16 protein-coding genes are annotated in these 24,349 nt (G+C 39.0%); 10 read left to right on the top strand and 6 right to left on the bottom strand.

The annotated features are described in order from the left end of the window. Positions 1–747: 747 nt before the first annotated feature. The gene (locus tag I6F10_RS17870) at positions 748–3,900 is read left to right on the top strand and encodes a DUF3427 domain-containing protein (protein ID WP_197099205.1); all 3,153 of its coding nucleotides are present in this window, start codon (positions 748–750) and stop codon (positions 3,898–3,900) included. A gap of 171 nt (positions 3,901–4,071) precedes the next feature. Here the strand turns inward: I6F10_RS17870 and I6F10_RS17865 are convergent, their stop codons facing one another. The 4 genes from I6F10_RS17865 to I6F10_RS17850 form a co-directional block, all read right to left on the bottom strand. Continuing rightward, complete coding sequence (locus I6F10_RS17865; RefSeq protein WP_197099204.1) at positions 4,072–4,935, bottom strand: hypothetical protein; 864 nt, start codon at positions 4,933–4,935, stop codon at positions 4,072–4,074. 107 nt (positions 4,936–5,042) lie between these two features. Beyond that, complete coding sequence (locus I6F10_RS17860; RefSeq protein ID WP_197099203.1) at positions 5,043–5,522, bottom strand: hypothetical protein; 480 nt, start codon at positions 5,520–5,522, stop codon at positions 5,043–5,045. A 434-nt stretch (positions 5,523–5,956) separates the two neighbouring features. Beyond that, positions 5,957–8,911, bottom strand: a complete 2,955-nt coding sequence (locus I6F10_RS17855; RefSeq protein WP_197099202.1) for a DEAD/DEAH box helicase family protein — start codon at positions 8,909–8,911, stop codon at positions 5,957–5,959. Then, positions 8,912–9,514, bottom strand: a complete 603-nt coding sequence (locus I6F10_RS17850) for a class I SAM-dependent methyltransferase (protein WP_197099201.1) — start codon at positions 9,512–9,514, stop codon at positions 8,912–8,914. Between the two features lie 340 nt (positions 9,515–9,854). On the opposite strand from I6F10_RS17850, the gene I6F10_RS17845 reads away from it, so the two are divergent. The 6 genes from I6F10_RS17845 to I6F10_RS17820 all read left to right on the top strand — a co-directional run bounded on the left by I6F10_RS17845 (position 9,855) and on the right by I6F10_RS17820 (position 15,814). Further along, complete coding sequence (locus I6F10_RS17845) at positions 9,855–10,592, top strand: substrate-binding periplasmic protein (protein ID WP_193227030.1); 738 nt, start codon at positions 9,855–9,857, stop codon at positions 10,590–10,592. A gap of 10 nt (positions 10,593–10,602) precedes the next feature. Beyond that, positions 10,603–11,343 carry a substrate-binding periplasmic protein gene (locus tag I6F10_RS17840; protein ID WP_197099200.1) on the top strand — a complete coding sequence of 247 codons (741 nt, stop codon included), beginning with the start codon at positions 10,603–10,605 and terminating at the stop codon, positions 11,341–11,343. 291 nt (positions 11,344–11,634) lie between these two features. After that, the gene (locus I6F10_RS17835) at positions 11,635–13,233 is read left to right on the top strand and encodes an ABC-F family ATPase (protein WP_076914907.1); all 1,599 of its coding nucleotides are present in this window, start codon (positions 11,635–11,637) and stop codon (positions 13,231–13,233) included. 513 nt (positions 13,234–13,746) lie between these two features. Beyond that, positions 13,747–14,490 carry a ferredoxin--NADP reductase gene (locus I6F10_RS17830; RefSeq protein WP_197099199.1) on the top strand — a complete coding sequence of 248 codons (744 nt, stop codon included), beginning with the start codon at positions 13,747–13,749 and terminating at the stop codon, positions 14,488–14,490. Positions 14,491–14,740: 250 nt separating this feature from the next. Then, positions 14,741–15,484 carry a nuclear transport factor 2 family protein gene (locus tag I6F10_RS17825; RefSeq protein WP_002962106.1) on the top strand — a complete coding sequence of 248 codons (744 nt, stop codon included), beginning with the start codon at positions 14,741–14,743 and terminating at the stop codon, positions 15,482–15,484. A 9-nt stretch (positions 15,485–15,493) separates the two neighbouring features. Further along, positions 15,494–15,814 carry a hypothetical protein gene (locus I6F10_RS17820; protein WP_197099198.1) on the top strand — a complete coding sequence of 107 codons (321 nt, stop codon included), beginning with the start codon at positions 15,494–15,496 and terminating at the stop codon, positions 15,812–15,814. A gap of 948 nt (positions 15,815–16,762) precedes the next feature. Here I6F10_RS17820 and hemH read toward each other — a convergent pair. Together hemH and I6F10_RS17810 are read right to left on the bottom strand one after the other, a co-directional pair. Beyond that, positions 16,763–17,782, bottom strand: a complete 1,020-nt coding sequence (gene hemH / locus I6F10_RS17815; RefSeq protein WP_024597461.1) for a ferrochelatase — start codon at positions 17,780–17,782, stop codon at positions 16,763–16,765. 74 nt (positions 17,783–17,856) lie between these two features. Next, the gene (locus I6F10_RS17810; protein ID WP_039488797.1) at positions 17,857–19,185 is read right to left on the bottom strand and encodes an HD domain-containing phosphohydrolase; all 1,329 of its coding nucleotides are present in this window, start codon (positions 19,183–19,185) and stop codon (positions 17,857–17,859) included. Between the two features lie 224 nt (positions 19,186–19,409). Here I6F10_RS17810 and I6F10_RS17805 point away from each other — a divergent pair, with 224 nt between their 5' ends. From I6F10_RS17805 to arfA, 3 genes are all read left to right on the top strand, one after another. Beyond that, the gene (locus I6F10_RS17805; RefSeq protein ID WP_197099197.1) at positions 19,410–20,363 is read left to right on the top strand and encodes a sensor histidine kinase; all 954 of its coding nucleotides are present in this window, start codon (positions 19,410–19,412) and stop codon (positions 20,361–20,363) included. A 255-nt stretch (positions 20,364–20,618) separates the two neighbouring features. Further along, positions 20,619–23,159, top strand: coding sequence for a TonB-dependent receptor plug domain-containing protein (locus I6F10_RS17800; protein WP_197099196.1), 2,541 nt, complete (start codon positions 20,619–20,621; stop codon positions 23,157–23,159). A 193-nt stretch (positions 23,160–23,352) separates the two neighbouring features. Beyond that, on the top strand, positions 23,353–23,553 hold the full coding sequence (gene arfA, locus I6F10_RS17795) for a ribosome alternative rescue factor ArfA (RefSeq protein ID WP_033028674.1): 201 nt from the start codon (positions 23,353–23,355) through the stop codon (positions 23,551–23,553). Positions 23,554–24,349: the final 796 nt, after the last annotated feature.

Here is a 24,349-nt window from a genome sequence, read left to right as displayed (position 1 = left end):
AGTAAGACCTTTACCAGCCTGAAGTTCAGCTAATGCTTTGTTGAAATCGAAAGATTGAGTCATGTGTCACTCCTGTTTTCTTAATAATACTGAAATGACACAGATTTCTAAACACTACCTTCTACGAATCTAGGTTTTTTCTCTCGGTATGCTACTTTTAATTTAATCACTTTTGATTTTTCACACACCATCAAGTACTTTCTACATGATGAGTACTGTCTAAGTAACTTAAATGCCCCTGGAGTCCTAATAAACCATAATATCTCATACTGATTTAGCTCGCATTTTGTGTAGCCATATAAAGCAACTAATATCGTTGAATAATTTTTTTCAAAATCCTCTTCTATTAGTGTTTTCAACTTCATATAAAAATCTAAACTCAAAACTTGATGCTTAAGAGTTGTTACCCTAAGTCGAGAAACTAACAAAGGTAGACCAACAATAAATATCAGCAATGTTACCAATATTGATATAAGCTTGAAGTTTGTAATAAGATCAAATGATTGCAATATTTTCTACCCACCCAACTATATTTACCTATTTATACTACAAGAATTATTGAATTGTCACTCTTTGCTCAGAATTAAACTGAGCAGGTTAAATAAAAATATTTTAAGAATCATGTAATTTCAGGTGTTATCACGAGAGAGCTGACTTGGCATTAACCTTCAATTCGATAATGAGTTAATGCTTGTTTACAATGCACTTTTAAGTAAACTAACTACTCGCAAACAGGGAGTGGTTTTAATGCAGCAAATTGGTATTTACGAGCAGTTAATTACGCAAGTAATTGAGCAAAACTTAAATCGTGATCAATTTTATGTTGGCGAGCGCCAGCTTGAAACGGCCGAAGCCGCAACATGGCTTTCACGCTTTTTAAGTAAACTTGTTGAGCATGCCATAAATGCCATTCCTAACTCGAACGAGCGCCTACAAGAACAAATTAGCCTAGCTAATAGCCTTGTACTTTGGCTTAAAGATCATATTCGTGATGACGAGCTAATTAACGAAAACCTTATCGACAGCCAAGGCCGAATTCTTACCGCACTGTTTAATACCCAAAACCCTATTGCGGCCAACCTTAAAGATTACTCAAGCGATATATTCCCACTCACAGGCCTTACACAAAGCGAATTATTTAGCGGTGCTAATGCAGGTATATCGCTTGAAACCGAGCTAAAGCGCGAGATTAAATCGTCCGACACTATTTACTGGCTGGTCTCATTTATAAAATGGACGGGGCTGCGCATTTTTAAAAATGAGCTTGAAGCGTTTACTAAAAGCGGTAATAAACTCAAAGTTATTACTACTTCGTACATGGGCGCAACGGATGCTAAAGCCGTTGAGTTTTTAGCAAACCTACCAAATACCGAAGTAAAGCTAAGTTATAATAATCAGCAAGAACGTCTACACGCTAAATCATACTTATTTATGCGCAATACGGGTTTTCATACAGGCTATATTGGCTCGTCTAACTTATCGCATTCGGCGCTTACCAGCGGCCTTGAGTGGAACTTAAAAATTACCGCACAAGAAATCCCGCACATCATAGCTAAAACCAAAAGTACGTTTGAAACCTACTGGGAATCAAAAGACTTCGAGCTATTTACAGGCGCTGCTGAGTGTAAAGAAAAGCTCATTAATTCACTTAACGAGCAACGCGGTGTTGGGCAATCAAGCAGCCAGTTTTATTTTGATATAACACCAAAAACGCATCAGCTCGCTATCTTAGAAAAACTAAGTGCTGAGCGCAGCGTACATAAACGCTTTAAAAACTTAGTAGTTGCTGCAACCGGCACAGGTAAAACCATAATATCGGCGTTCGACTTTAAAACTGTTTACGATAAAAACCCAAACGCACACTTTTTGTTTGTAGCCCACCGCGAAGAAATACTAAAACAAGCGCAAAGCGCTTACCGTGGTGTGCTTAAAAATAACGACTTTGGTGAGCTATGGGTGGGTAACTACAAACCACAGCGCTACAACCAACTTTTTGCATCAATCCAAACGCTTAACAGCCAAATTGAATCACTCAACTTAACCAATGATTACTACGACTACATAGTGATAGACGAAGTACATCATGTAAGCGCTGCAAGTTACCGTGCCATTTTAAGTTACTTTACGCCCGCAATATTACTTGGCTTAACCGCTACACCAGAGCGACAAGATGGCGCAAATATACTCGATGATTTTTGCGGAGTAATAGCCGCCGAAATCCGCTTACCAGAGGCAATAAATCAACGCCATTTATGCCCATTTCAATACTTTGGATTGGATGACGATATCGACCTAAGCCAAATAACATGGCGAGGTGGCCGTTACGATATAAGCGAACTAAGTAACCTTTATACAGGGGAGAACAGCCGCGCTAACAAAATTATATCGAGCCTTGCTGATATAGTGACCAATGTTCATACCATTAAAGCACTCGCGTTTTGCGTAAGCCAAAAACACGCTGAATTTATGGCTAAAAAGTTTAACTTAGCAGGCATAAACGCCGATGTACTCACCAGCAAAAACACCAATGAGCGCGCGGCTAAACAGCAAGCACTACGCCAAGGTGAAATACAAATACTTTGCGTGGTTGATATTTTTAACGAAGGTGTCGATATTCCAGAGGTCGATACACTATTATTTTTACGCCCAACTGAAAGCCTAACGCTGTTTTTGCAGCAACTAGGCCGTGGTTTGCGTTTACCCGACAACAGCCAAAAGCAATGCTGTACCGTGCTCGACTTTGTAGGCAACGCTCGCCCAGAGTACGACTTTGCCAGTAAGTTTCGCGCACTCATTGGTAAAAGTAGCCAGCCTATAAAAACCGAGATTGAAAACAACTTCCCCCATTTACCGCTAGGTTGCCGTATAGAGTTACAAAAGCATACTCAACAAACAATATTAAAAAATATTCAGCAAGCCATAAACACCAAGCGCCGTTTGCAACAGCTGATAAATAGCTATTCGCAACATACTAATGACGCGCTAACGCTCAGTAATTTTTTACGCATAAACCCACAAGTCACGCTTGAAGATATATACAAACCAAAAGATAAAAAACTCGGCGGCTGGCACTGGCTAAAAGGTGATGAAATATCCGCAAATCAAGCCGATATTTACGCCGCCTATTACCGAGCCATCAATACCCAATTACTCGGCTGCGACTCGCTCAGCTATTTATGCTTTTTACGTGATTTATGTAACAACGACTTTAGCTTTACGCCAACAGCGCAAAACCAACAGTACGCGCTTATGGCGCATTACAACTTTTGGGATAACACATGCACAAGTCTAGGGTTTAAGACGCTTGAGCAAAGCTTACAAGCACTTAAATACAAAGAGCTACAACAGGAACTTGCTCAAGTTATAACGCTATTAATAAACCGTATTCACCAGCAAGAAAGCGACTTAGCGTGCTTACCTAATCACGCAATCAAATTACACAGCCGCTACACACGCCAGCAAATACTCGCCGCGTTTGGGGCCCACTCGTTTGATAAAAAATCGACCGCCCGCGAAGGCGTTTTAGAATTTAAAAACCAAAACCTAGAGCTACTATTCGTAACACTCAACAAGTGCGAAAAAACCTACTCGCCCACCACGCTGTATCACGACTACGCAATCAGCCCCACCCTGTTTCATTGGCAAACACAAAACAGCGCCCGCCCAGAACACGGCCGCGGCCTTAGCTATATTGAACACCAAAAAACAGGCAAAACCATTCTGTTATTTGTGCGCGAACAAGGCAAAGACGAAAACGGCCGAACCATGGGGTTTGTAAACTACGGCGAGGTTAAATACCAAGGCCACAATGGCAGCCAGCCAATGAATATAACGTGGGAGTTAACCAACCCCATGCCAAGTGAAATGTGGCATGAGGCGGGGAAGTTGGCGGTTGGGTAAGGGGCAGAATTCAATAAAATTAAAAATGGACTTATGCCACCATAATTTAAAAGGTAATTAAATTAACCGTGATCAAATTACTTTCACAGTTGAATAATAACAATTACTAAAATATAACTGTGAACGCCATCGAAAAACCCAAACCATGGCTACATTAAGAACCATCATGACTTAATTTGAGTTCTTATACTTATAGTCAGTATACAAGCATAATTCGTCCAAATTGAAAACGTGAAGGTCATTCACATCACAATTTTCATCTAAAATCTCAATGAACTCTAAAAACATAACTTTAAATTTTTCTTTTTCATTTTTCTTATAATCATTCGTGATTTCATACTGATGAAAGGCTCTTTTTGCGATGACTAAAAGTAATTCTCGTCCTATCATAGAAAAAAGAACTTGATGTAATATATTCTTTAAATTTTTGATTTTAATACCTTTTGCAAGCTTACTTATACATAAAGGTAAAGATGTAAGCATTTCAAATTGTTCGCTTTTGACGAGTGCATCATTATATCCAATGAGTATTTCTTCTTTTAGTTCTGAGCGATTTCCTAATACTCTAAAATAATCATCAACTACAGTTCTTAAACTTTGGAGTGGTACTTCCCCTGCTTTTAAAGCTGTGTACTTCCTCTTGATAAGCACCCCGCCTTGTTTATTCAACGTACACTGGACATTATCAACTTTATCTATTTCATCATTAAATTGATTAGTTAATTTCAAGATTGTATTTTCGATTATATTGTATTTGTGCAAGGCAGACTGTTCACTAAGTGCTTCTTTTGTTTTTTGTAATTCTTCTCTATTATCTATCCAAATGTTATAAAGTAAGATTAAAGAAATAGCTGCTATTGATGGGCTGACTAAACTATTTATAATACTAGCTGTGTTATTCCAAGTTTGGATATTGTCTGAGGGCGTAACTCCAAATTGATATAAAAAATTTATTAGAATGAAAGATAAGAAAAGGCCTACAATGCTTGCTATCTTGAATATATAATTTCTGTTTTTCTCGTGTTTAGTATCCATAAATATACCTCCCTTAAAAATTACTTCTGACATCAACCGCAGTTGCTAAGCGCGCTGAAGTCTATACCGAACTTTAAACTCCCAGGTTAGTATCACTCCTTCAAAACCTATTTTTTTCGTCCTATTGTTAAACTGTATTTTGTCGACCTTTTCTGGTCATTAAATTCAGGTAGCTGTTTAAATAACTCTGTGAAATACGCGAAGCAATCATATTCAAATTTCGCAACTTCACCCATTACGCGTAAATCTTCAGGTTTGTGCGATTTAACATTACAGGTGAAGGGTGCTACAGCCACATATAATTTATTCACTAACTCGTTATAATTTTGGTATTTTAATCGCATGCGATCAGCTCCCCCATGTCCGCTTTTGCCTTTGATGGTGTTATCAAATTGCTTAAGCCTTCCAGCAATACCCTTCAAAGAGTTGGTCATACCTACATAAGCAATATCTGTAGTCCATGAAAAATTACTACCCGATATATCTTCATCTGCAACCGCGACAATATAAATGCCAGGGTACTTAACTTCCTCAGTTACATTTCTATCACACCAACGTACCCAATTAGTAAAACGATTTTCGTACATGATTTTCCTGTCGTCTCTTAAAACTAAAAGCATGAATTAAACGTCTGCCAGTACTTATAAACACCAATTTACCAACATACTCCAATTCACCGTGATCACACCTGAAACTGAGTTAATGATGAGTAATTTACAGCACGGATACTGTACAAAGCGTAGCTTGGCCATGGATGGCCTATCTACGCTGGTTACGTTCACATCATTAAAGTAAGTTGAAGACACTGTGTGATCCTCGGGCGCGCCGTGGGATTCCAAAGGGTGGACGGCGATATTCACCCTTTGGTTGCCATCGCCAACGCGATAAAACCTCGAATAGAGGTTATTAATCCCTTAAACTCTCACGCAAAATAGCTATTTAAAAAGCTTCGCTTTTCGCGCGAGCAAGCTCAGCGCCTTGTATCTACAAGTTAAAGCGCGATATAAAATCGCGACTACAACTACTCCATAACCACTTGTTTAAACCGTGCGAACGTTCGCATGTTTTCATCAGCAATCATTACTTCATAATCTGGGTTTTGAGCGATTAGCTCATATTGCCCGTTTGGTAATTTATTAACTTTACGCAGTAAATATTGCCCTTCTCCAGTTATATCATCTCGCTCTATCGCGACAATTTGGCCGCGTAGCGATCCGGCTTTATCAGAGGTTATAAGCTCAAGTAGCAGTAAGTCGCCATCGTAAATTGGGGCTTTACCGCCGTTCATAGAGTTACCCGATGCACGGGCTAAAAAATGTACGTTTGGATCAAGCTTGCCTGCACCAAAAGGTGCGTCCATTAATTCCATATCGCTTTCATCCCCTGTTTTAAAATGCCCGCAGGCAATTTTAATATTAGGGAAGTACGGCAGTTTTAATGCGTTATCTTGCGCGTTTGCTGTATCGGCAAGATCTTTAAACACTAACTGAGTTACATTGTCAGCTTCTTGCTCTGTATTTTGTTTCGTGGTTGGCGTTTTTACTTTTAGCCGCTGGTTGTATTTGGCTAAGGTGTATTCAACCAGCTCTAACACGGCGCTGTTTAGTAATTCGCATTTTTCTGCGGGTACGTCAAACGTGGCTTTTACGGTGTTGTTTTGTAAGGTAAACCATTGTGTGCCGTCTTTATTTTTATTGGTGTAGGCTTTAATTGGATTTTTACGCCAGTAGCTTTGCCATGTTTGCGAATCTGCAGCTGCTTGCTGTTCTTTAATAGGTAAATCGTGTTGCTTTAAATTCGGATGGCGCGCGAGTACCTTTGCACTCATTACAGCAAGTTCTGCAACTGTTGGGGGGTTAGCAAAGCCATTCAAAGCAACATACGCTTCAAGCAAAATAGCTTTAAAGCATTTGGTCATACTGGTTGTTTGTATGCCTTTATGTAAAAAGTCGTAAAACGGTGCTAATTGCTTGGCACTTTGCTGTGCTTCGTCATCAATATTTTGTGTTTTAGCAATTAGATCAAACCAACTAGTGTAGTGGCTGTTTACCTTTTTTATATCGCCGTAGTGGTAGTAAAACTCGCTTAATGTAGGTAAATGCCCTAGTTGCTCGGCAAGTTGTGTTATATCTTCTAGCGCTGTGGTGCGCTGTATATTGGCTAGCTGCTGCCAAAAGTTGGTAACTTTTAAGTCAATATTTATAAAGCAGCCATCAGCAAGGTTTGGTTTTTTAAGCTTTTTAACTACACCAGTTGGCGTGGTTTCATGAAGTAGCGCATAAGGTTTATTTAAAAAGCTGTGGTGGTTACCAATAAAATCGAGCACCACTAAATGTGTTTTACCTTCAAGAGTTCGTAAACCCCGCCCTAATTGCTGTAAAAAGAGTATTTTAGAGTCGCTTGGGCGCAGCATTAATATGGTATCAATGCTTGGTAAATCAGTCCCCTCGTTAAACAAATCAACGGTAAATAATACTTCAACTTGACGCTGTTCTAATTGTTTTAGTGCATCATTACGGCGTACTTTTGACTGGCTATGTACAGATAGCGCTTTTACACCCGCGTTATTAAATGCAGCCGCCATATAATCAGCATGTTTAGTAGATATACAAAAACCTAATGTGCGCTGCTGTTTGTATTGCTGCCACTGTAAAAGTGCGTGGTCTGCCCGTTTTTGGGTTGCAAATTTGTTTTCAAGTGCTGTTGGATCAAATCGGCCATTACGCCACGGAATAGCTTGGTAGTTTACGTTTTCATCCCAAATACCGTAGTAATGAAATGGCACTAACGTTTTTTGGTCTATCCCCTGCGTTAAGTTACGCTCAAATACTAGGTTGTTGTCGCATAACCCTAAAATATCAGCTTGGTCGGTACGCTCTGGTGTAGCTGTTAAACCCAGTAAAAACTTGGGTTCAAAGTAGTTTAAAAGCTGGCGATATACGCGCGCACTTGCATGATGAAATTCGTCAACAATAATGTAATCAAATGCTGTTGGTGCAAACTGCTTTAAGTGATTACTTCGGCCAATGGTTTGAATAGAGGCAAATAAACACTCAGCGTTTTTGTCTCGCTGCTTACCGTTATAAAACCCAGTAGATAAAGTAAGTAATTCAGAAAAAGTACGCTGTGCTTGCAAAAGTATTTCTTCACGATGCGCTACAAATAAAACACGTTTTGCTTTGAATTGTTTTACATCAAATGCACTTAACCATGTTTTACCCATACCCGTTGCTAAAACCACTAAGCCACGCTTAAAGCCCTCAGTACGCGTTTGCGCTAAGGTATTAAGCGCTTCAATTTGAGCTGGCCTTGGTGTTTTAGCTTCATTCTTTTCAATAACTTGCTCAGCTGTATCAGCGTGGTTTACCGATACAAACTGCTGTGTTTTACGCCGAGTAATGTAGCTATTTATCCATTCATGGCTTAAATGGGTAACAAATTCGTGATTAAAAATATTTTCAAAAGCTGTGCGAATACTTAAAAACTGCTTTGCTGCTTGGCTTGTTTTTGGTTGTGTATAATCGTGTCTAAAATTCCACTCATGCCCTTTGGTTAATGCGCTGGCACTAATATTACTTGAGCCAATAAAGGCACAGCCATCAGTAATCTCTTTTTGGTCGTTTGTTTTTATAAAAATATACGACTTCATATGAAAACTTTGATTACTGTGCGTTTGGTAAATACGCACATCGGCTCCACGATCTACTAATGCCATAAGTTCTCTCAACGCATTAGGGTGAGTAATATCAAGGTAGTCTGAGGTAAGTAGTTTGAGTGTTGCGCCGCTTTGTAAAGCTTCGCTTAGGGGATCGAACAACAGTTCTAAGCCACTTGGCTGAATAAATGAAACTGTAATTTCAATCTCAGTGGCATTGTTTATGGCATGTACAAGGTTGGGTAATAACGGATCATTATCACCCGTAATAAGCTGTCGGTTATTACTTTGCAGGTGTTGATGTTCGCTAAAACTATTCACTTATAATTTCGCTTTGCTATGTGTTAACAAGGCATTTAACCATACTTCGCTTTCGCGCCCTGGGCGCTGATCAACACTTTGCCAGTGTTTCATTATGCTCAATTGCGTGTGCTGATTGATTAAATCACTTAATAATTGCTCGGTTAAATCGGTAAATTCACGACCATTATGCACACGCTCTGTATCGCCATATTTAAACGACACATATAAAACGCCATTCGGTTTAAGCGCACGTTGTAGGCTTAAAAACACCTGCGGTAACTCAGCTTTTGGAACGTGTAATAAACTGGCGCAACACCAAATACCGTCGTATTGATTTACACTATTTAGCTCTTGGAATGTTTTAACCGCTACAGGTTGTTGTAAGTAACTGCTTGCCAACTCTGCCAGCTCTGGGCTTGCATCAAACGCACTTACAGTAAAACCCTGCGCTTTAAAAAATGCGGCATCGCGCGCACTGCCACAACCGGCATCTAAAATACTCCCATGTTGTGCAACGTGCGGTAAAAACTCAGCATAAAGCGCCGACATATCAACGTTAAGTGTTGAGTCGCTAAAGGCTTTGGCATTTTGGTTGTAATAAGTAAGTGTGGTGTTTGACACGAGACTCACCGCTCCTTGGCTAATCGTTTAACAGCTAAGACACTGTTAATACTGCATTCATTATTTGTTTAATCTACAGGAACAAGCGCATTAAATATAGGCTTAATAAGTAGAAATTTTTAAATTAATACGCCATTGTTATTAAGCACTGATGTTAAGTGATACATACGCAGTATAAAATTTAAAATGCAATACAAACGCCCCTCTATAAACACCTGCATACTAGGCGTTCTCATAATTACGGATGGTTTTTACATATTCACTCAAACTCGTGCCGCTAAAATACAAAAGCTGGTTTATACTGTTGTAATAATGAGCAAAATAATAACTATGAGGCGTAATGAATAAATTAATTACCGTATTTTTATGTTTGCTGTTTACGGCTCCATTTAATGTATTTGCTTGTGAAAGAACCTTTAGCGTGGCATCGCACGATGCTTTTTGGCCGCCTTATGTAATGGGCATTAACGGTAAACTGCAAGGCTCGGAGGTTGATGCACTCAACATTATATTTGCTGACTCCCCTTTTTGTTTTGAAGTTAAGTTACTGCCAAATTCTAAGCGGGCTTTTATTGAGCTTAAATACGGCCGTATTGATTTAGGGTGGGCTGCAAGTTATACAGATGAGCGCGCTAAATATGTGCACTTTAGTGATAACTACCGAACTGAGGTTATGCGCTTATACGAAAACAAAAATAATCAGCATAGCGTTAAAAACCTCGAAGACATTTTTAAACAAGGCTTTATTGTTGGCGCTAACTTTGGAAGCTATTACGGCGAGGAGTTTGAACAATATAAAACTAAATATAAAAAGCAGATTGAATACACCAGTGCAACCAGTAAACGCTTTGAAATGCTTAATAAACAACGTATTGATTTTGCTATTGAAGACGAGTTAGTGGGGGCTTATTTTGGCAAAAAAGGTTCAAATATCAAATTAGTAACCAATATTGAGCATGTAAATAAAGACGATATTTATTTAATGTTTAGCAAACAAACGGTGTCGGTTACTGAGCTTGCAATAATTAATGAGCACATAAATAAAAACAAAACAGCACTAAAAGCGCTGTTTGAATAGTAGGAGCGTAATGAAAACTTTATTTTTAGCGTTTACAACGCTGCTATTTACTCAGTTTAACGCCCTTGCGTGCACTAAAACATTGGTAATGGGCACTAACGAAACTAATTGGCCGCCTTATCTTGTAAAACAAGGTGATACATTTTTAGGCACAGAAGTGGATGCTGTTAGGGCTATTTTTAAAGATTCAAAATTTTGTATTAAATGGACTTATTTCCCTAGTTTTTCGCGTGTTCAAGCTGAGCTTAAAAATGGTCGAGTAGATATAACCTACGCGGCAAGTTATACAGATCAACGTGCTCAATATGCGCACTTTAGTTTGCCTTATCGCGAAGAAATAATGCTGCTTTATAAACATAAAGATTCGGCTGATGTAACCAGCTTGGCTGATCTTTTTAGTCAAGATTTTACAGCAGGGATTAACCGAGGAAGCTTTTTTGGTGATGAGCTTGAACAACTCAAAACCAAATATTCAAAACAGGTCGTGCTTACTGCTCAAGCAAATAATCGATTTAGCATGTTAGATAAAAAACGAATCGACTATGTTATTGAAGACTCCGTGGTTGCGCAGTACTTTGTAAAAAAACACTCCTCAATTTCGCAGGTAAAAACTATTACACCGATTAACGTTAACAATGTGCATTTTATGCTAAGCAAGGAGTCGCTAACACTCGATGACGTGGCGACTGTTAATCAGTTAATTACCAAAAATGAGGCGGCTATAAAGTCAATTTATCAACCTGTGCATTAAAGCATGGCTAATAACTTAGCTATTTGGCGCCCCCTCTTTAATATTGCTTGGCATTAGTAATTATTTACATTGTGGCTGTAAGCACATTCAACGCCGCATACGCTAAAAATAGTGACTTAAAACCGAGAATTGCCGTTATTTTTACTTGGTTATAAATTAGCTGCCTTTTATCTTTCATTCGTTGTGGCTGATCTGTATAATTCGCCAGCTAATTTACCCTATTGTCTGGTTCTTGTTTGTAGCGTTTTGCTGCAGCGTACTCCTGTCAGTACTAATCTAGGATTACCTTTTTTGATCTCCACCGCAAATATTACGATGCAGTTTGGCGCAGAGCCGTTGTTTGAAAACATTTCAGCTAAATTTGGTAACGGTAACCGTTACGGTTTAATTGGCGCTAACGGCTGCGGCAAGTCGACTTTCATGAAAATTTTAAGCGGTGCGCTTGTTCCAAGTGCGGGTAATGTATCTATTACTCCAGGGTTAAAAGTAGGTAACCTAAGCCAAGACCAGTTTGCTTTTGAGCAATACAGCGTTGTAGACGCGGTAATTATGGGCGACGTGGAGCTTTGGAAAGTAAAGCAAGAACGCGAACGTATTTACTCGTTACCAGAAATGAGCGAAGAAGACGGTATGAAAGTTGCCGATCTTGAAAGTGTATTTGCTGAAATGGACGGTTACACGGCAGAAAGCCGCGCTGAAGAAATTTTGCTTGAAGCGGGTATCGATAAAGAATTTCATTACGGTTTAATGGCAAACGTTGCCCCAGGTTGGAAACTACGTGTGCTTTTAGCACAGGCGTTATTTGCAAACCCTGACATTTTGCTACTTGATGAGCCTACCAATAACTTGGATATTCATACAATTACGTGGCTTGCTAACGAGCTTAACAAACGTAAATGTACGATGATTATTATTTCGCATGACCGTCACTTTTTAAACTCGGTATGTACACACATGGCCGATATTGATTACGGTGAGCTGCGTATTTACCCTGGTAACTATGAGAAATTTTTAGAAGCTGCGGGCTTACAACGCGAGCAACTTTTAGCTGAAAACGCTAAAAAGAGCGCTGAAATTGACGAGCTACAAGACTTTGTTAACCGTTTTGGTGCTAACGCTTCAAAAGCTAAGCAAGCAAGTTCGCGCGCTAAAAAAATGGATAAAATTAAGCTTGATGAAGTTAAATCTTCAAGCCGTATGAGCCCATCGCTTTCGTTTGACGAAGGTAAAAAAATGTATCGTCAGGCGCTTGAAGTTAATAAGCTTGGCCATGGTTTTGATGGCGAAACGTTATTTAGCGGCGGCGACTTTTTACTTGAAGCAGGCGCTAAGCTTGCCGTAATTGGCGAAAATGGTGTGGGTAAAACTACATTTTTACGCTGTTTAGTAGACGAGCTTAAAAGTAATGAAGGCGAAATTAAATGGTCTGAAAATGCGAGCTTTGGTTATTGCCCGCAAGACAGCACTAAAGATTTTGATAACGATTTAACGTTGTTTGATTGGATGTCGCAATGGCGTACAGCTAAGCACAACGATTTAATGGTTCGTGGCATGTTAGGCCGTTTGTTGTTTACAGCTGACGATTCAAACAAAAAAGCGCGTAACTGTTCTGGTGGTGAAAAAAATCGCCTGTTATTTGGTAAGTTAATGATGCAAGACGTTAACGTGCTTGTTATGGACGAACCAACTAACCACATGGATATGGAAGCCATTGAAGCGCTTAATAACGCGTTGAAAGATTTCCAAGGTACGCTTATTTTTGTAAGCCATGACCGTGAGTTTGTTTCGTCATTAGCTACACGTATCATTGATATTAAAGATAAAAAAGTAATCGACTTCCAAGGTACGTTTGACGAATACCTAGCAAGTTGTGAAGAGAAAAAAGCGTAAACTTTTTCTGATTGCTTATAAAAACGGTGCTAAATTTAGCGCCGTTTTTTTATGTGTGGAATTTGAGTTTAACTATAAAATTAATTAATAAAGGCTTAAATAAATAATTCACTAAGAGGTTAAGAGGCGCTACGCTTTTAGAGTCAGTGATAAAATACTCGTTTTCTGGCTTGGCTCTTCTCATTTACTCCTCTTTGGCTTCTCCTAGTGCAATAGTTTTTCAAGTAAATAGTTCACTAATGGTGATATAAGACGCAGCGCTTTTAAAGTAAGTGATAAAATAAAAAACACTGTTTTTTGACTTAATTTTTCTTAGTTACTGCAGCTTCGCTTTCCCTTATGCAATTAATGACTCTTATCGCAGAGCTAATTATTCACATTATTTTATTGGTAAATTCTGCACACATCACTGCTTTAAATCTAGTCATATTCTCCTGTAAGTCTTTGTCACTTAATGCTAATGTTGATGGAGTGAATTATTTAAAACTTTAATAGCTAAACCAAGAGGTAACTATGTCTAATTGGGTTGAAGCAACAGTAAAAAATGTCACGTGGTGGAGCGAAACACTCTTTAGCTTAACCGTTAATGCAAGCGTAGAGCCGTTTAAAGCTGGTCAATTTACAAAGCTTTCAATAATGGATGGCGACAAACGTATTGCTCGGGCTTATTCATATGTGAATGCCCCTGAAAACCCCGATCTCGAGTTTTATCTTATTAACGTAATTGACGGTTTGCTCTCTCCTCGTTTAGCTACCTTACAACCTGGCGACACAGTATTAATAGAACAACACGCAACCGGCTTTTTTACCCTTGATGAAATACCACAAAGTGATCAGCTTTGGATGTTAGGTACTGGCACTGCCATAGGCCCTTTTTTATCGATATTACAACAACCCGATGTATGGAAAAAATACAAAACTATAAATTTAGTGCATGGCGTACGTTTTAATAACGACTTGAGCTATCAGGCACTTATTAACGAGCTATTAAGAGTGTACCCAGCACAACTTAACTATATTCCGGTTGTAAGTAGAGAGGAGCCATTACAAGGCTTAAGTGGGCGAATTACTAACGCAATTGAGAGCAACCGCTTGTTTGAACATGTAAAGTTAAACCCAAGGCCCAGTAACGCGCAATTTATGATTTGCGGAAATCCACAAATGGTAAAAGACACAACCGCGCTACTTCTCGATAAAAACTTTACGCGTAACCGCCGTAAAAACCCCGGCAATATTACGGTAGAGCAGTACTGGTAGGCTTCAGTGGTGGTATTAACTACCCGATAACGTTAAAATTTGCTATGTTGCAGCCTTATGCCAATTTTATCAAAAATATGATCATTCTATCGCATTAAATAACTCACTAACTGCGTTAAAAGTTATTCATATAGAACAACTATATGTCACAATTTTCGCCTTGTTATTGCGCTATTTTTTAACGCTATAATAGATCGCCTATTTAATGTAATTGGTATTACACGTATTTAGTGTTCATTTTAGGAAAGTTATGAAACCGTTATCTATTATTTTAGCCTCATTAGTCACTACCGTTGCGCTAATTACTTATGCCGCAGAGCAAAGCGAGCCTGAGCAAAAAGAGCCGCAAGTTGAAGCTCAAACAAGCGTTGAAAAGCCAAAAGTTGAAAATGAGCAATCAGTAACTCAAACCAACACTGACGACAAAGTAAATACGCTTGAATACAAAGCGCCAGAGCTTAAAAAGCCAACAATTGATGCGACTAAACCAGACGATTCAAAAGTATTAGGTAACGAGCAAATTAAACCTGCTGAAAAGCCTAAAAATAAAATAGAAAAAGCAGTGGCTGTAGCCGAAGCTGAAAAAGCAGTAACGCAAGCAAAAGAAGCACTTACAGTTAAGCAGCAAACTAAAGCTAAACAATCGCGCGAATCACTTGCTGTGGTAGAGCAGCTAGTTAAAGCATATAACGCACGTAACATTGAAGAGTTTCTTCGTGTATATGCCGAAGATGTTGAGTTTTATATTTTCCCTAATGAGCTATTATTTAAAGGTAAAGAAAAACTAATAGAACGTTATGGGCTAATGTTTAAAAAGTTAAAGTGTATTCACTCATCACCAATTAAGCGCATAGTGCACGGTGATATAGTGATTGATCACGAACTTTCAGAAACTTGTTCAACTGACGAAAACGTAGTTGATAAACGCTCAGAACTTATTTCGAGTTATCAAATTAAAGATGGGAAAATAGTACGCGTACTGTTTTTTAGATAAAGGCTTTAAATGCAAATAAATGACGACAAAAAAATTCGCTTAATGTATCGCATTGAGCCAGGTTGCCTTGGACCTAAGGGTGCTGAGCATATTGAAGATTTTTGTCGTTTTGCAAACAAGCATATTAAATCCCCCTTTTATGGCCAATTTGTATTTTTACCACGTTACGATAAAACCATAGACGAGCGACAATACAGCGTTAACAGCCGTAATTTATCACTTGCTCAGGCTCGGGCTTACTTAAAGCACTTTGATATTAATATTGAAGAATTTGAAGAACAACTCGACGAGCTCCTCACAAAATCGATTGATTTATACTTTAAGCGATAGCGTTTAATTGCTGTTGCTTAGATATTGCCTCCCCTCAAACGTACATTTTTATTTATTTTAATTACTATTAAATAATATAAGTAATTTCTTTCACAAAGATAAGGTAATCAGTAATAACTGAGAAAAACCAGATCAGCCAATATGTATCACTTACTCTAAAAGCGCAGCGCCTCTTAACCTCTTTGTGAATAATCCGCTCTTTAAAAGCCTTTATTTGAACAATGAGAAGTAAAAGAGGAGTAAATGAGGAAGCCAAAAGAAAACAGTATTGTTATGTTTTATAACTCACTCTAAAAGCGCAGCGCCTCTTAACCTCTTTGTGAATAATTCGCCCTTTAAAAGCTTTTATTTGCAAAATGAGAAGTAAAAGAAAAGTAAATGAGGAAGCCAAAAAAACAGTATTGTTATGTTTTATCACTACTCTAAAAGCGCAGCGCCTCTTAACCTCTTTGTGAATAATTAGCTCTTTAAAAGCTTTAATTGCACAATGAGAAGTAAAAGAGGGGTAAATGAGAAAAGCCAAAACCAGTGTTTTTATGTTTTATCACTACTCTAAAAGCGTAGCGCCTCTTAACCTCTTTGTGAATAATTAGCTCTTTAAAAGCCTTTATTTGCACAATGAGAAGTAAAAGAGGGGAAAATGAGAAAAGCCAAAAACAGTATTTTTATGTTTTATCACTACTCTAAAAGCGCAGCGCCTCTTAACCTCTTTGTGAATAATTCGCCCTTTAAAAGCTTCTATTTGCACAATGAGAAGTAAAAGAGGGGAAAATGAGAAAAGCCAAAAACAGTATTTTTATGTTTTATCACTCACTCTAAAAGCGCAGCGCCTCTTAACCTCTTTGTGAATTAATTAACTAAATATTTTAAAAGCCCTAAAAACAAAAAAAGCGGTGTTAATTTTAACACCGCTTAATGCGTAATATATTTAGCTTTAGTAAGCTTGGGTTACAACATAGGTTTTATAACATCAAACACAGCTTCTATATGGTCGTCTCTGTCGTTTAGTGCCGCTATGTAACGGTATTTTTCGCCGCCTGCGTTTTCGAATATTTCACGGTTTTCACCTTCTAGCTCTTCAAGTGTTTCTAGGCAGTCGGCGCTAAAAGCAGGACTTATAATAGCTACATCGGTAATACCTTCATCAGGTAAGGCTGCAAGGGTTGCGTCGGTATAAGGCTTTAACCACTCTGCTTTACCAAATCGACTTTGAAAAGTACTAATTACTTTGTCTTTATCAAGGCCTAGTTTTTCGACAACTAAACGCGTGGTTTGTAAACATAGGCAATGGTACGGATCGCCGCGATCTAAAAACAATTTAGGCATACCGTGATACGAAAAAACAATTTTTTGTGGCATACCATTCGCTTCTAAATCCTCACTAATACTATTAGCAAGCGACTCAATGTAACGGGTGTTTTTATGATAGCCATTTATAAAATGTAGCTCTGGCACCCAGCGCCATTTTCGCAGTACGCTCGATACAGCATCAAACGTAGAACCCGTAGTTGGGCTAGAATATTGCGGGTACATTGGTAAAATAATTATACGCGTTAAGCCTTTATCACGAAGCTCTTCAAGGCCAGCCTCTATTGAAGGGTTGCCATAACGCATTGCCATTACTACTTCAGTATTGGTATAACCTTGCTCTTTTAATAAGGTATTTAACTTTACACTTTGCTGGCGAGTAATGTGGGTCAGTGGTGAGCCGTTTTCGGTCCATATACTCTCGTATAATTTAGCCGAACGTTTGGGGCGTACGCGTAAAATAATGCCATGTAAAATTATCATCCATACCAAGCGTGGTATTTCTACAATGCGTGGATCTGATAAAAATTCGCGTAAATATGTACGAAGCGCAGCCGCTGTTGGTGCATCAGGGCTGCCTAAGTTAGTTAGCAGTATTCCCGTTTTTTGGTTAAAACGCCCATCATGGGGGTTGTCAGTAACCGCAGAAAATCGCGACACAGAGTGCTCCTTCAAGCAAATTCAATAATCTATTTTATGCACATTGTAACGAAAAAAACTGCGGTTTAGATCAATCATTTAGCAGTTTTCACCATTATTCTGAACGGAGTTGGTTTTTTCGATTCTAGCTGTTGGAGTTTTTCTATCGATTTACTGCCAAATACATGACCTTTGGGCAGCAACATTATGCCCGTATGGCTGTGTAGAGCATGGCCCAGTACCATTTGCTCTTTGAGTTCATGGGCATTACAAATTAATACTGATCCTGCTGAACTTTTTTGTTCATGTAGTTTTGCATGGCTTGCTTCAAGTGCACGTACAATTTTAGGATGATAAAACGATCCACTATAAAGTTTTACACTTTCGAGTGCGTCATCGTGGCGCTGCTTTTCATCACTAGCATTGCTCTGCTCAAACGCGTCCCAATAGTCGCGCGCTAAACCTAGCACCATAGCGCCTATAGGTATGTCGTTTCCGGCAAGGCCTTTGGGCATTCCGTTTCCGTTAAAGCGCTCAAACTGATAATAAATAGCATCCGACAAGTCATGTAAATGTATTGCTGGCATTAACATTAATTGTGCGGTACTTGGGTGAGTATAAAAGGTTTTGCGTTGTTGCTCGCTTAAGCGGTTAACTGGTTTTTTATAAAGATCAGGATCCATAGCAAGCAAGCCTATTTGCGCTAAGTAACCAGCCATAGGGGCAAGATCAATGCTTTTTTGCGACAAGTTTAAGTAAAGTGCTATTTGTGTGCAGGTATTAGCAATATTTTGCGCTTTGTTGCCATCTAGGTAAGGGTTTGCGTTAACAAAATTGTATAGCAGCTCTACGGTCGATTTATGCTCTTGTTTTTCGCGCTCGTTGGCGTCTTCAAGCTTTTTTAAAACCTGTTTGATTTGTAAGGTGCGTTTTTCTACCCGTTGTTCAAGCGAATTATTAAGCTCTAGCAACTCTTGGTTTTGCGCTTTAACTTGTGCCTCTAATTTTTGATTTTGTTTTTTTAGTGCAAATTTTTCTAGGCTATCTCTAATGCTACGAAGTAATAAATCGTTTTGCCAAGGCTTTTGAATATAACCATTTATTTGGCCCTGATTAACAGCCGCTAAGGTGGTTTGTATGTCGGCGTAACCGGTTAATAAAATGCGTTGGGTGTCGGGTGCCAGCGCACGCGCTTTTTCTAAAAACTCGGCACCGTTCATTACCGGCATACGCATATCGCTAATAATTAAACCAAACTCATGATTTTTAAAAAGCGTTAGTGCACTTTGCGGGTTATCGCAAACAATAACCGACAGGCCATTTACTTCAAGTAGCCGTGTTAACGTGCGTAGTACTATTTCATCATCATCAATGCAAAGTACATCAACCTGATTTATTGGTGTGCTTGGTGTTACTTGAGTCATTGAGTCGCCTTTAAATTACTTCTGGTTAAATAATAGCTTAAAAAAATATTCTATGGTGCGTTTGTGACTACCTTTTATGTTAAGTGGTATTTATATAATGGGGTTATTAGCAATAAGTGGATAATTACTCATGCATAATATTAGGCCTTGGCTGCACTAAAGTTGCAAATTTGCATACAGACGACTAAACGTTAAGTATAAAGTTATCTATATGGATGAAGGGAATGGATGGATCAGATGGTAATTTTGAACGTGCTTTTTTAAACGAACAAAAGCTGCGCTTAGCTGCAGAGCAATTACTCAAAGATAAAAGTAGCGTTTTAGTTGCCATAAATAATGAACTACAAAAAAAAGTAGCCGACTTAGAACACCAGCAAATGCTGTTTGTGCAAACAGAAAAAATGGCAACCTTAGGTACACTGAGCGCAGGCGTTGCCCACGAAATAAATACCCCGCTTGCCTATGCAATGAGTAACGTAGAGAGCCTACAAAACGCAAGCCCTTTACTTGTAGCGCTGCTAAAACTTAACGAACAATATTTAAATAACGAAATTAAAGAGAGCCGTTTTAAACACGAAATCGACATACTCAATTTACAGTATCCGTACGCGTGGATTTATAACAATTTGCAGGGGCAAATTAACGACAGCGTTGAAGGACTTAAACGTATAAAACAAATAGTGCATGACTTATTAAACTTTGCCCACCCCACCTCTTCTCAAGATAAACAATTAGCCGATGTAACAACGGGTGCTAATAATGCTTTAAGATTATTAAGTAGCAAACTTAAATTATGCGAAATAAAAACGCGGTTTGAACCCCTACCACTCATTTGGTGCAATTTATCGTCAATTAATCAGATTTTTGTAAATCTTTTAATGAATGCTTGGCAAGCTTGCGAGTTAGATTTAGAAAAAGGCTGCATTATTGAAGTCAATATTTTTGAACTACACACAAATATTTGTATTGAAATAAAAGATAACGGTTGTGGCATGAATGAAGACACAATAGCGCATATGTTTGACCCTTTTTACACAACAAAAGAAGTCGGAAAAGGCACCGGTATGGGTATGACACTTGTATACGCTATGGTGAGCGATCACGGTGGAAAAATAGAAGTTAACAGTACATTAGGCACAGGTACGACCATTCGCTGCCTATTACCTTTAAAAGTGTAAAATAACGAACAAAACCACATTGTAAATAAAGTGTTAAACATTCTTTTTTTTGATGTTTAATCCTTTATTAGCATGTATTTTAATCGTTTTGATGTGGTTTTTTCTTATCTTGAAGTTTATTTGCATACTTAGACCAAATATTTAGTTTTTTTCATTTCTTTTTGTTTGCATATGTTGCTAGGATGTTTGCAACAGGTTATGAGCATCATAACCACACACATATTATTAAGAATACAAAAAAACAGGGTCGTCACTATGTCAACATACCGTTTAAACACACTTGCTGTAGCCGTTGCTTTCGCGTTTAGCGCACCAAGCATTGTTAACGCTGAAGAAGCACCAGTGCAAGCTGCTAAAAACATAGAGCAAATATCTGTATTAGGATCGCGTGTATCTAACCGCACCTCTACAGAGTCTTCTTCTCCTATTGATTTAATTGACGCAGATGATTTAACTAAAGGTGGTTTTACCGAATTAGGCCAAAGCCTTCAAGCGACAGCGCCTTCATTTAACTTTTCGCGTACACAAGTATCAGACGGTTCAGATTTATTTAGACCCGCAACACTTCGTGGTTTACAGCCAGATCAAACTCTTGTATTAGTAAATGGTAAACGTCGTCATAACCAATCAATTTTTGGCCTTAACGGTACAGTAGGCGCAGGCGCTGCGGGTACTGATATGAATGCCATTCCGCTAACAGCGCTTAAAGGCGTTGAAGTATTACGCGACGGCGCTGCAGCGCAGTATGGCTCTGACGCGATTGCAGGTGTTATTAACTTATCTCTTAATAACTCAACCGGTATTACAACGGGTTTTGTACAATACGGCGGCACAAGTGAAGGTGACGGCGACACTATTTCAGCAGGTTTAAACCGTGGTTTTGAATTAGGTAACGAAGGCGGCTTTATTAACCTATCGCTTGAGTACCGTGATGCCGACGGCACTAACCGCGCAGAGCGCGATACGGGTGGTTCGCTTAATGTTGAACCAGGTACACTAAGTGAAGATGTACGCTGGGGCCAAGGTAACTCAGAAAGTGAATTTACGTCGTTATTTTATAACATGGCATTACCAATGGGCGACGGCGAGCTTTACTCGTTTGGTGGCTACTCTGAGCGCACGGCGCTGGGTAATGGTTTTTACCGTAACTTTAACGAAGCGTCTAAAAACGTAACACAAGTATACAGCGATGGTTTTTTACCGCGCATATATAACGAAGCACAAGATATTTCAGTAGCGCTTGGTTTTAAAGGCGATATAAACACAGACTGGACTTACGATGTATCGGCTGTTTATGGTGAAAACCAATACGATTTTACATCACGCAATACATTAAATGCTTCTTACGCGGCTGAGTATTTATTTAATAACCCAAATGCAAGCGATGCCGACATTGCAGCAAACTCAGGCCCTACTGGCGGTTACTCAGGTGGTTTTAGATTCGATCAAACAACGGTTAACCTTGATGTAAACGGTATTGTAGATATTGGCCGTAGTGAGCCTTTATATGTAACAGTAGGCGCCGAATACCGTAAAGAAAACTACGAAATAGTGCCTGGCGATGAAGCATCATACGCGTGTGGGTTAGCAAATATGGATACCTCGTACCCATCAGTAAACGATCCGGATCAATTTGCACAGTGTGGTTTTCAAGCTTATAACGGCCTTCGCCCTGAAGCGGCTAACGACAGCGACCGTAACAGCTACGCAGTTTATGTAGACGTAGAAACTATGATCACCGACTCATGGAACGTCAGTGGTGCGCTACGCTATGAAGATTTCTCAGATGCTGGGGATGATTTAATTGGTAAATTAGCAACACGTTATGAATTTTCAGATGACTTTGCAGTACGTGGTGCACTATCTACTGGTTTTAGAGCGCCATCACTTCAACAAAGTGGTTATACAGCCTTTACAACTAACTTAGGCTCAGATGGTACATTAACGCAGTCGTTCACAGCAAACACAGGGACCGCTTTCCCAAGTGCGTTAGGCGTAGATAGCTTAGAGCTTGAAACTTCAACAAACTACAGCGCAGGTTTTGTTTACGATGTAACAAGCGAGCTTTCGTTAACGGTTGATTTTTACCGTGTAGAAATTGAAGACCGTATAACGCTTGGCAGCTTGCTTTCGGCTGACGATGTATCGTTTAGCTCAGAAGCTGTTGCAGCGCTACAAGCAACTGGTGCAGTGCAAGCTAACTACTTCTCAAACTCGGTTGATTCTACTACGCAAGGTGTTGATATTATTGCATCGTACCGCACTGAAGTCGAAGGCGGTAATTTAGGAGTAACCTTTGCAGGTAACCTAAACGATACTAAAATTGACAGCGTAAATGCAGAAAACGGTATTCCTGAAGCGGTTGCTTTTGACGATTTACAACGCAGCTTTTTTACCGACGGACAACCAAGTGAGCGTGCAACGCTTACGTTTGACTACGAACGCGATGCCTACACATCAACCATTCGCTTTAACTACTTTGGCGAAACAGATGTAAAATACTTTGGTAACGACCATATTTCATTACCAGGTGAGCTTTCGCCTACGGGGTCATTTAAACCAACAAGTACGGTTGAGTCTGCTGTGTTAGTTGATTTAAATGTTAGTTACCAAATTAATGACATGTTTGCGCTTTCGGTAGGTGCCGATAACGTATTTGACGAAACACCAGACGAATTAGGTGATGACGAAGTACTTAATTTTATCACCAACGGCGCATTTAAATATCCTGTACGCGCATTGCCATACGGTTTTGACGGCAGAACGTATTACGCAAAAGTAAGCTTTAGTTTTTAATTTATAAAGTAAACTAAGTAATTATAAGCGCAGTTATTAACTGCGCTTTTTTTATGCTTTTTTATTATTAAAAAACTACCTGTTGGGCATTAAAAATACTTGCGCGGTTGAAAATTAAGCCTACAATCGCCATCTCTTAAATAGGCCAATATAAAAGCCTCTTTATTATTTAACTTTAGTTGATAGGAAATATATGACTAAAAAATCTAAAGCAAAAACCGCAAATACCAGCGCGGTAGACACAGGGCGAGGCGTTATAAACCACAATGCACTAGCGGCATTGGTAACCTCTAAATTATTTAAACCACAAGTAGTTAAAGCTAAAAAAGGCAAAGGCTCGTTTAAACGTAGCAACAAACATTCAGGACAAGAGTCCTATTTAATCGCGGCTTAAATAGCACCGATCAAATAGGGCTTTTGAATATAGTAAGCGAGGTTTTATACCTCGCTTTTGCTTTAAAGCATTTAAACCCCGTTACATGAGCGCGAAATAAATTCGCACTTACGAGTTTGGTGTTTTCACGATGTAGGTGAGGTTTTATACCTCGCTTTTACTTTTAAGGCATTTAAGCCACGTTACATAAGCGCGAAATAAATTCGCACCTACGAGTTTGGTATTTGCACGATGTAGGTGAGGTTTTATACCTCGCTTTTACTTTTAGTTCTTTATTATTTTAACTCGCAAGCTATCCTCTAGAAGCTAAGCGCCTCTAAACCTCTTTGTGAATAACAGCCCTTAAAATATGAACGCACAAAGAGAAGAAAAAGAGGAGTAAATGAGCAGACAAAGTCCATTTGTTTAAGTTATATGATATTTCACCACTGAGGCGCTGTGCGCTACACAAACAAAACACGAGTAATGGTTAGTCACGGCTCCTTGTTTTCTCCTTCACTTCTCGGTGGTGATTAAGTTACTTGTTTACTAATGCATCCGACTAAATGTAAAAGCGGTGCTTTTAAACGCCAGCAAGCTGCGCGTCTTGTATCTCTCATTGATAAATGATTAGCTATCATTTATCACATCGAAGTCAGTGAGCTTGCCTTCGCGCCTAGTATTTAATACTGCTCCGTAGATAAAGCCCTGACTTTCTATTCTCAGAAACTGAATGGTATCCAAGCACACTTTTATTTAAGTAGATGCTGTATGTACAAGGGGAGTAAGTAGAGATGATGTTTATCGGCATTGATAT

This window comes from Pseudoalteromonas sp. SWYJZ98, assembly GCF_015864495.1.
GTDB classification, from domain to species: Bacteria; Pseudomonadota; Gammaproteobacteria; order Enterobacterales; family Alteromonadaceae; genus Pseudoalteromonas; species Pseudoalteromonas distincta.
This window is presented reverse-complemented; position numbering and strand designations above follow the sequence as displayed.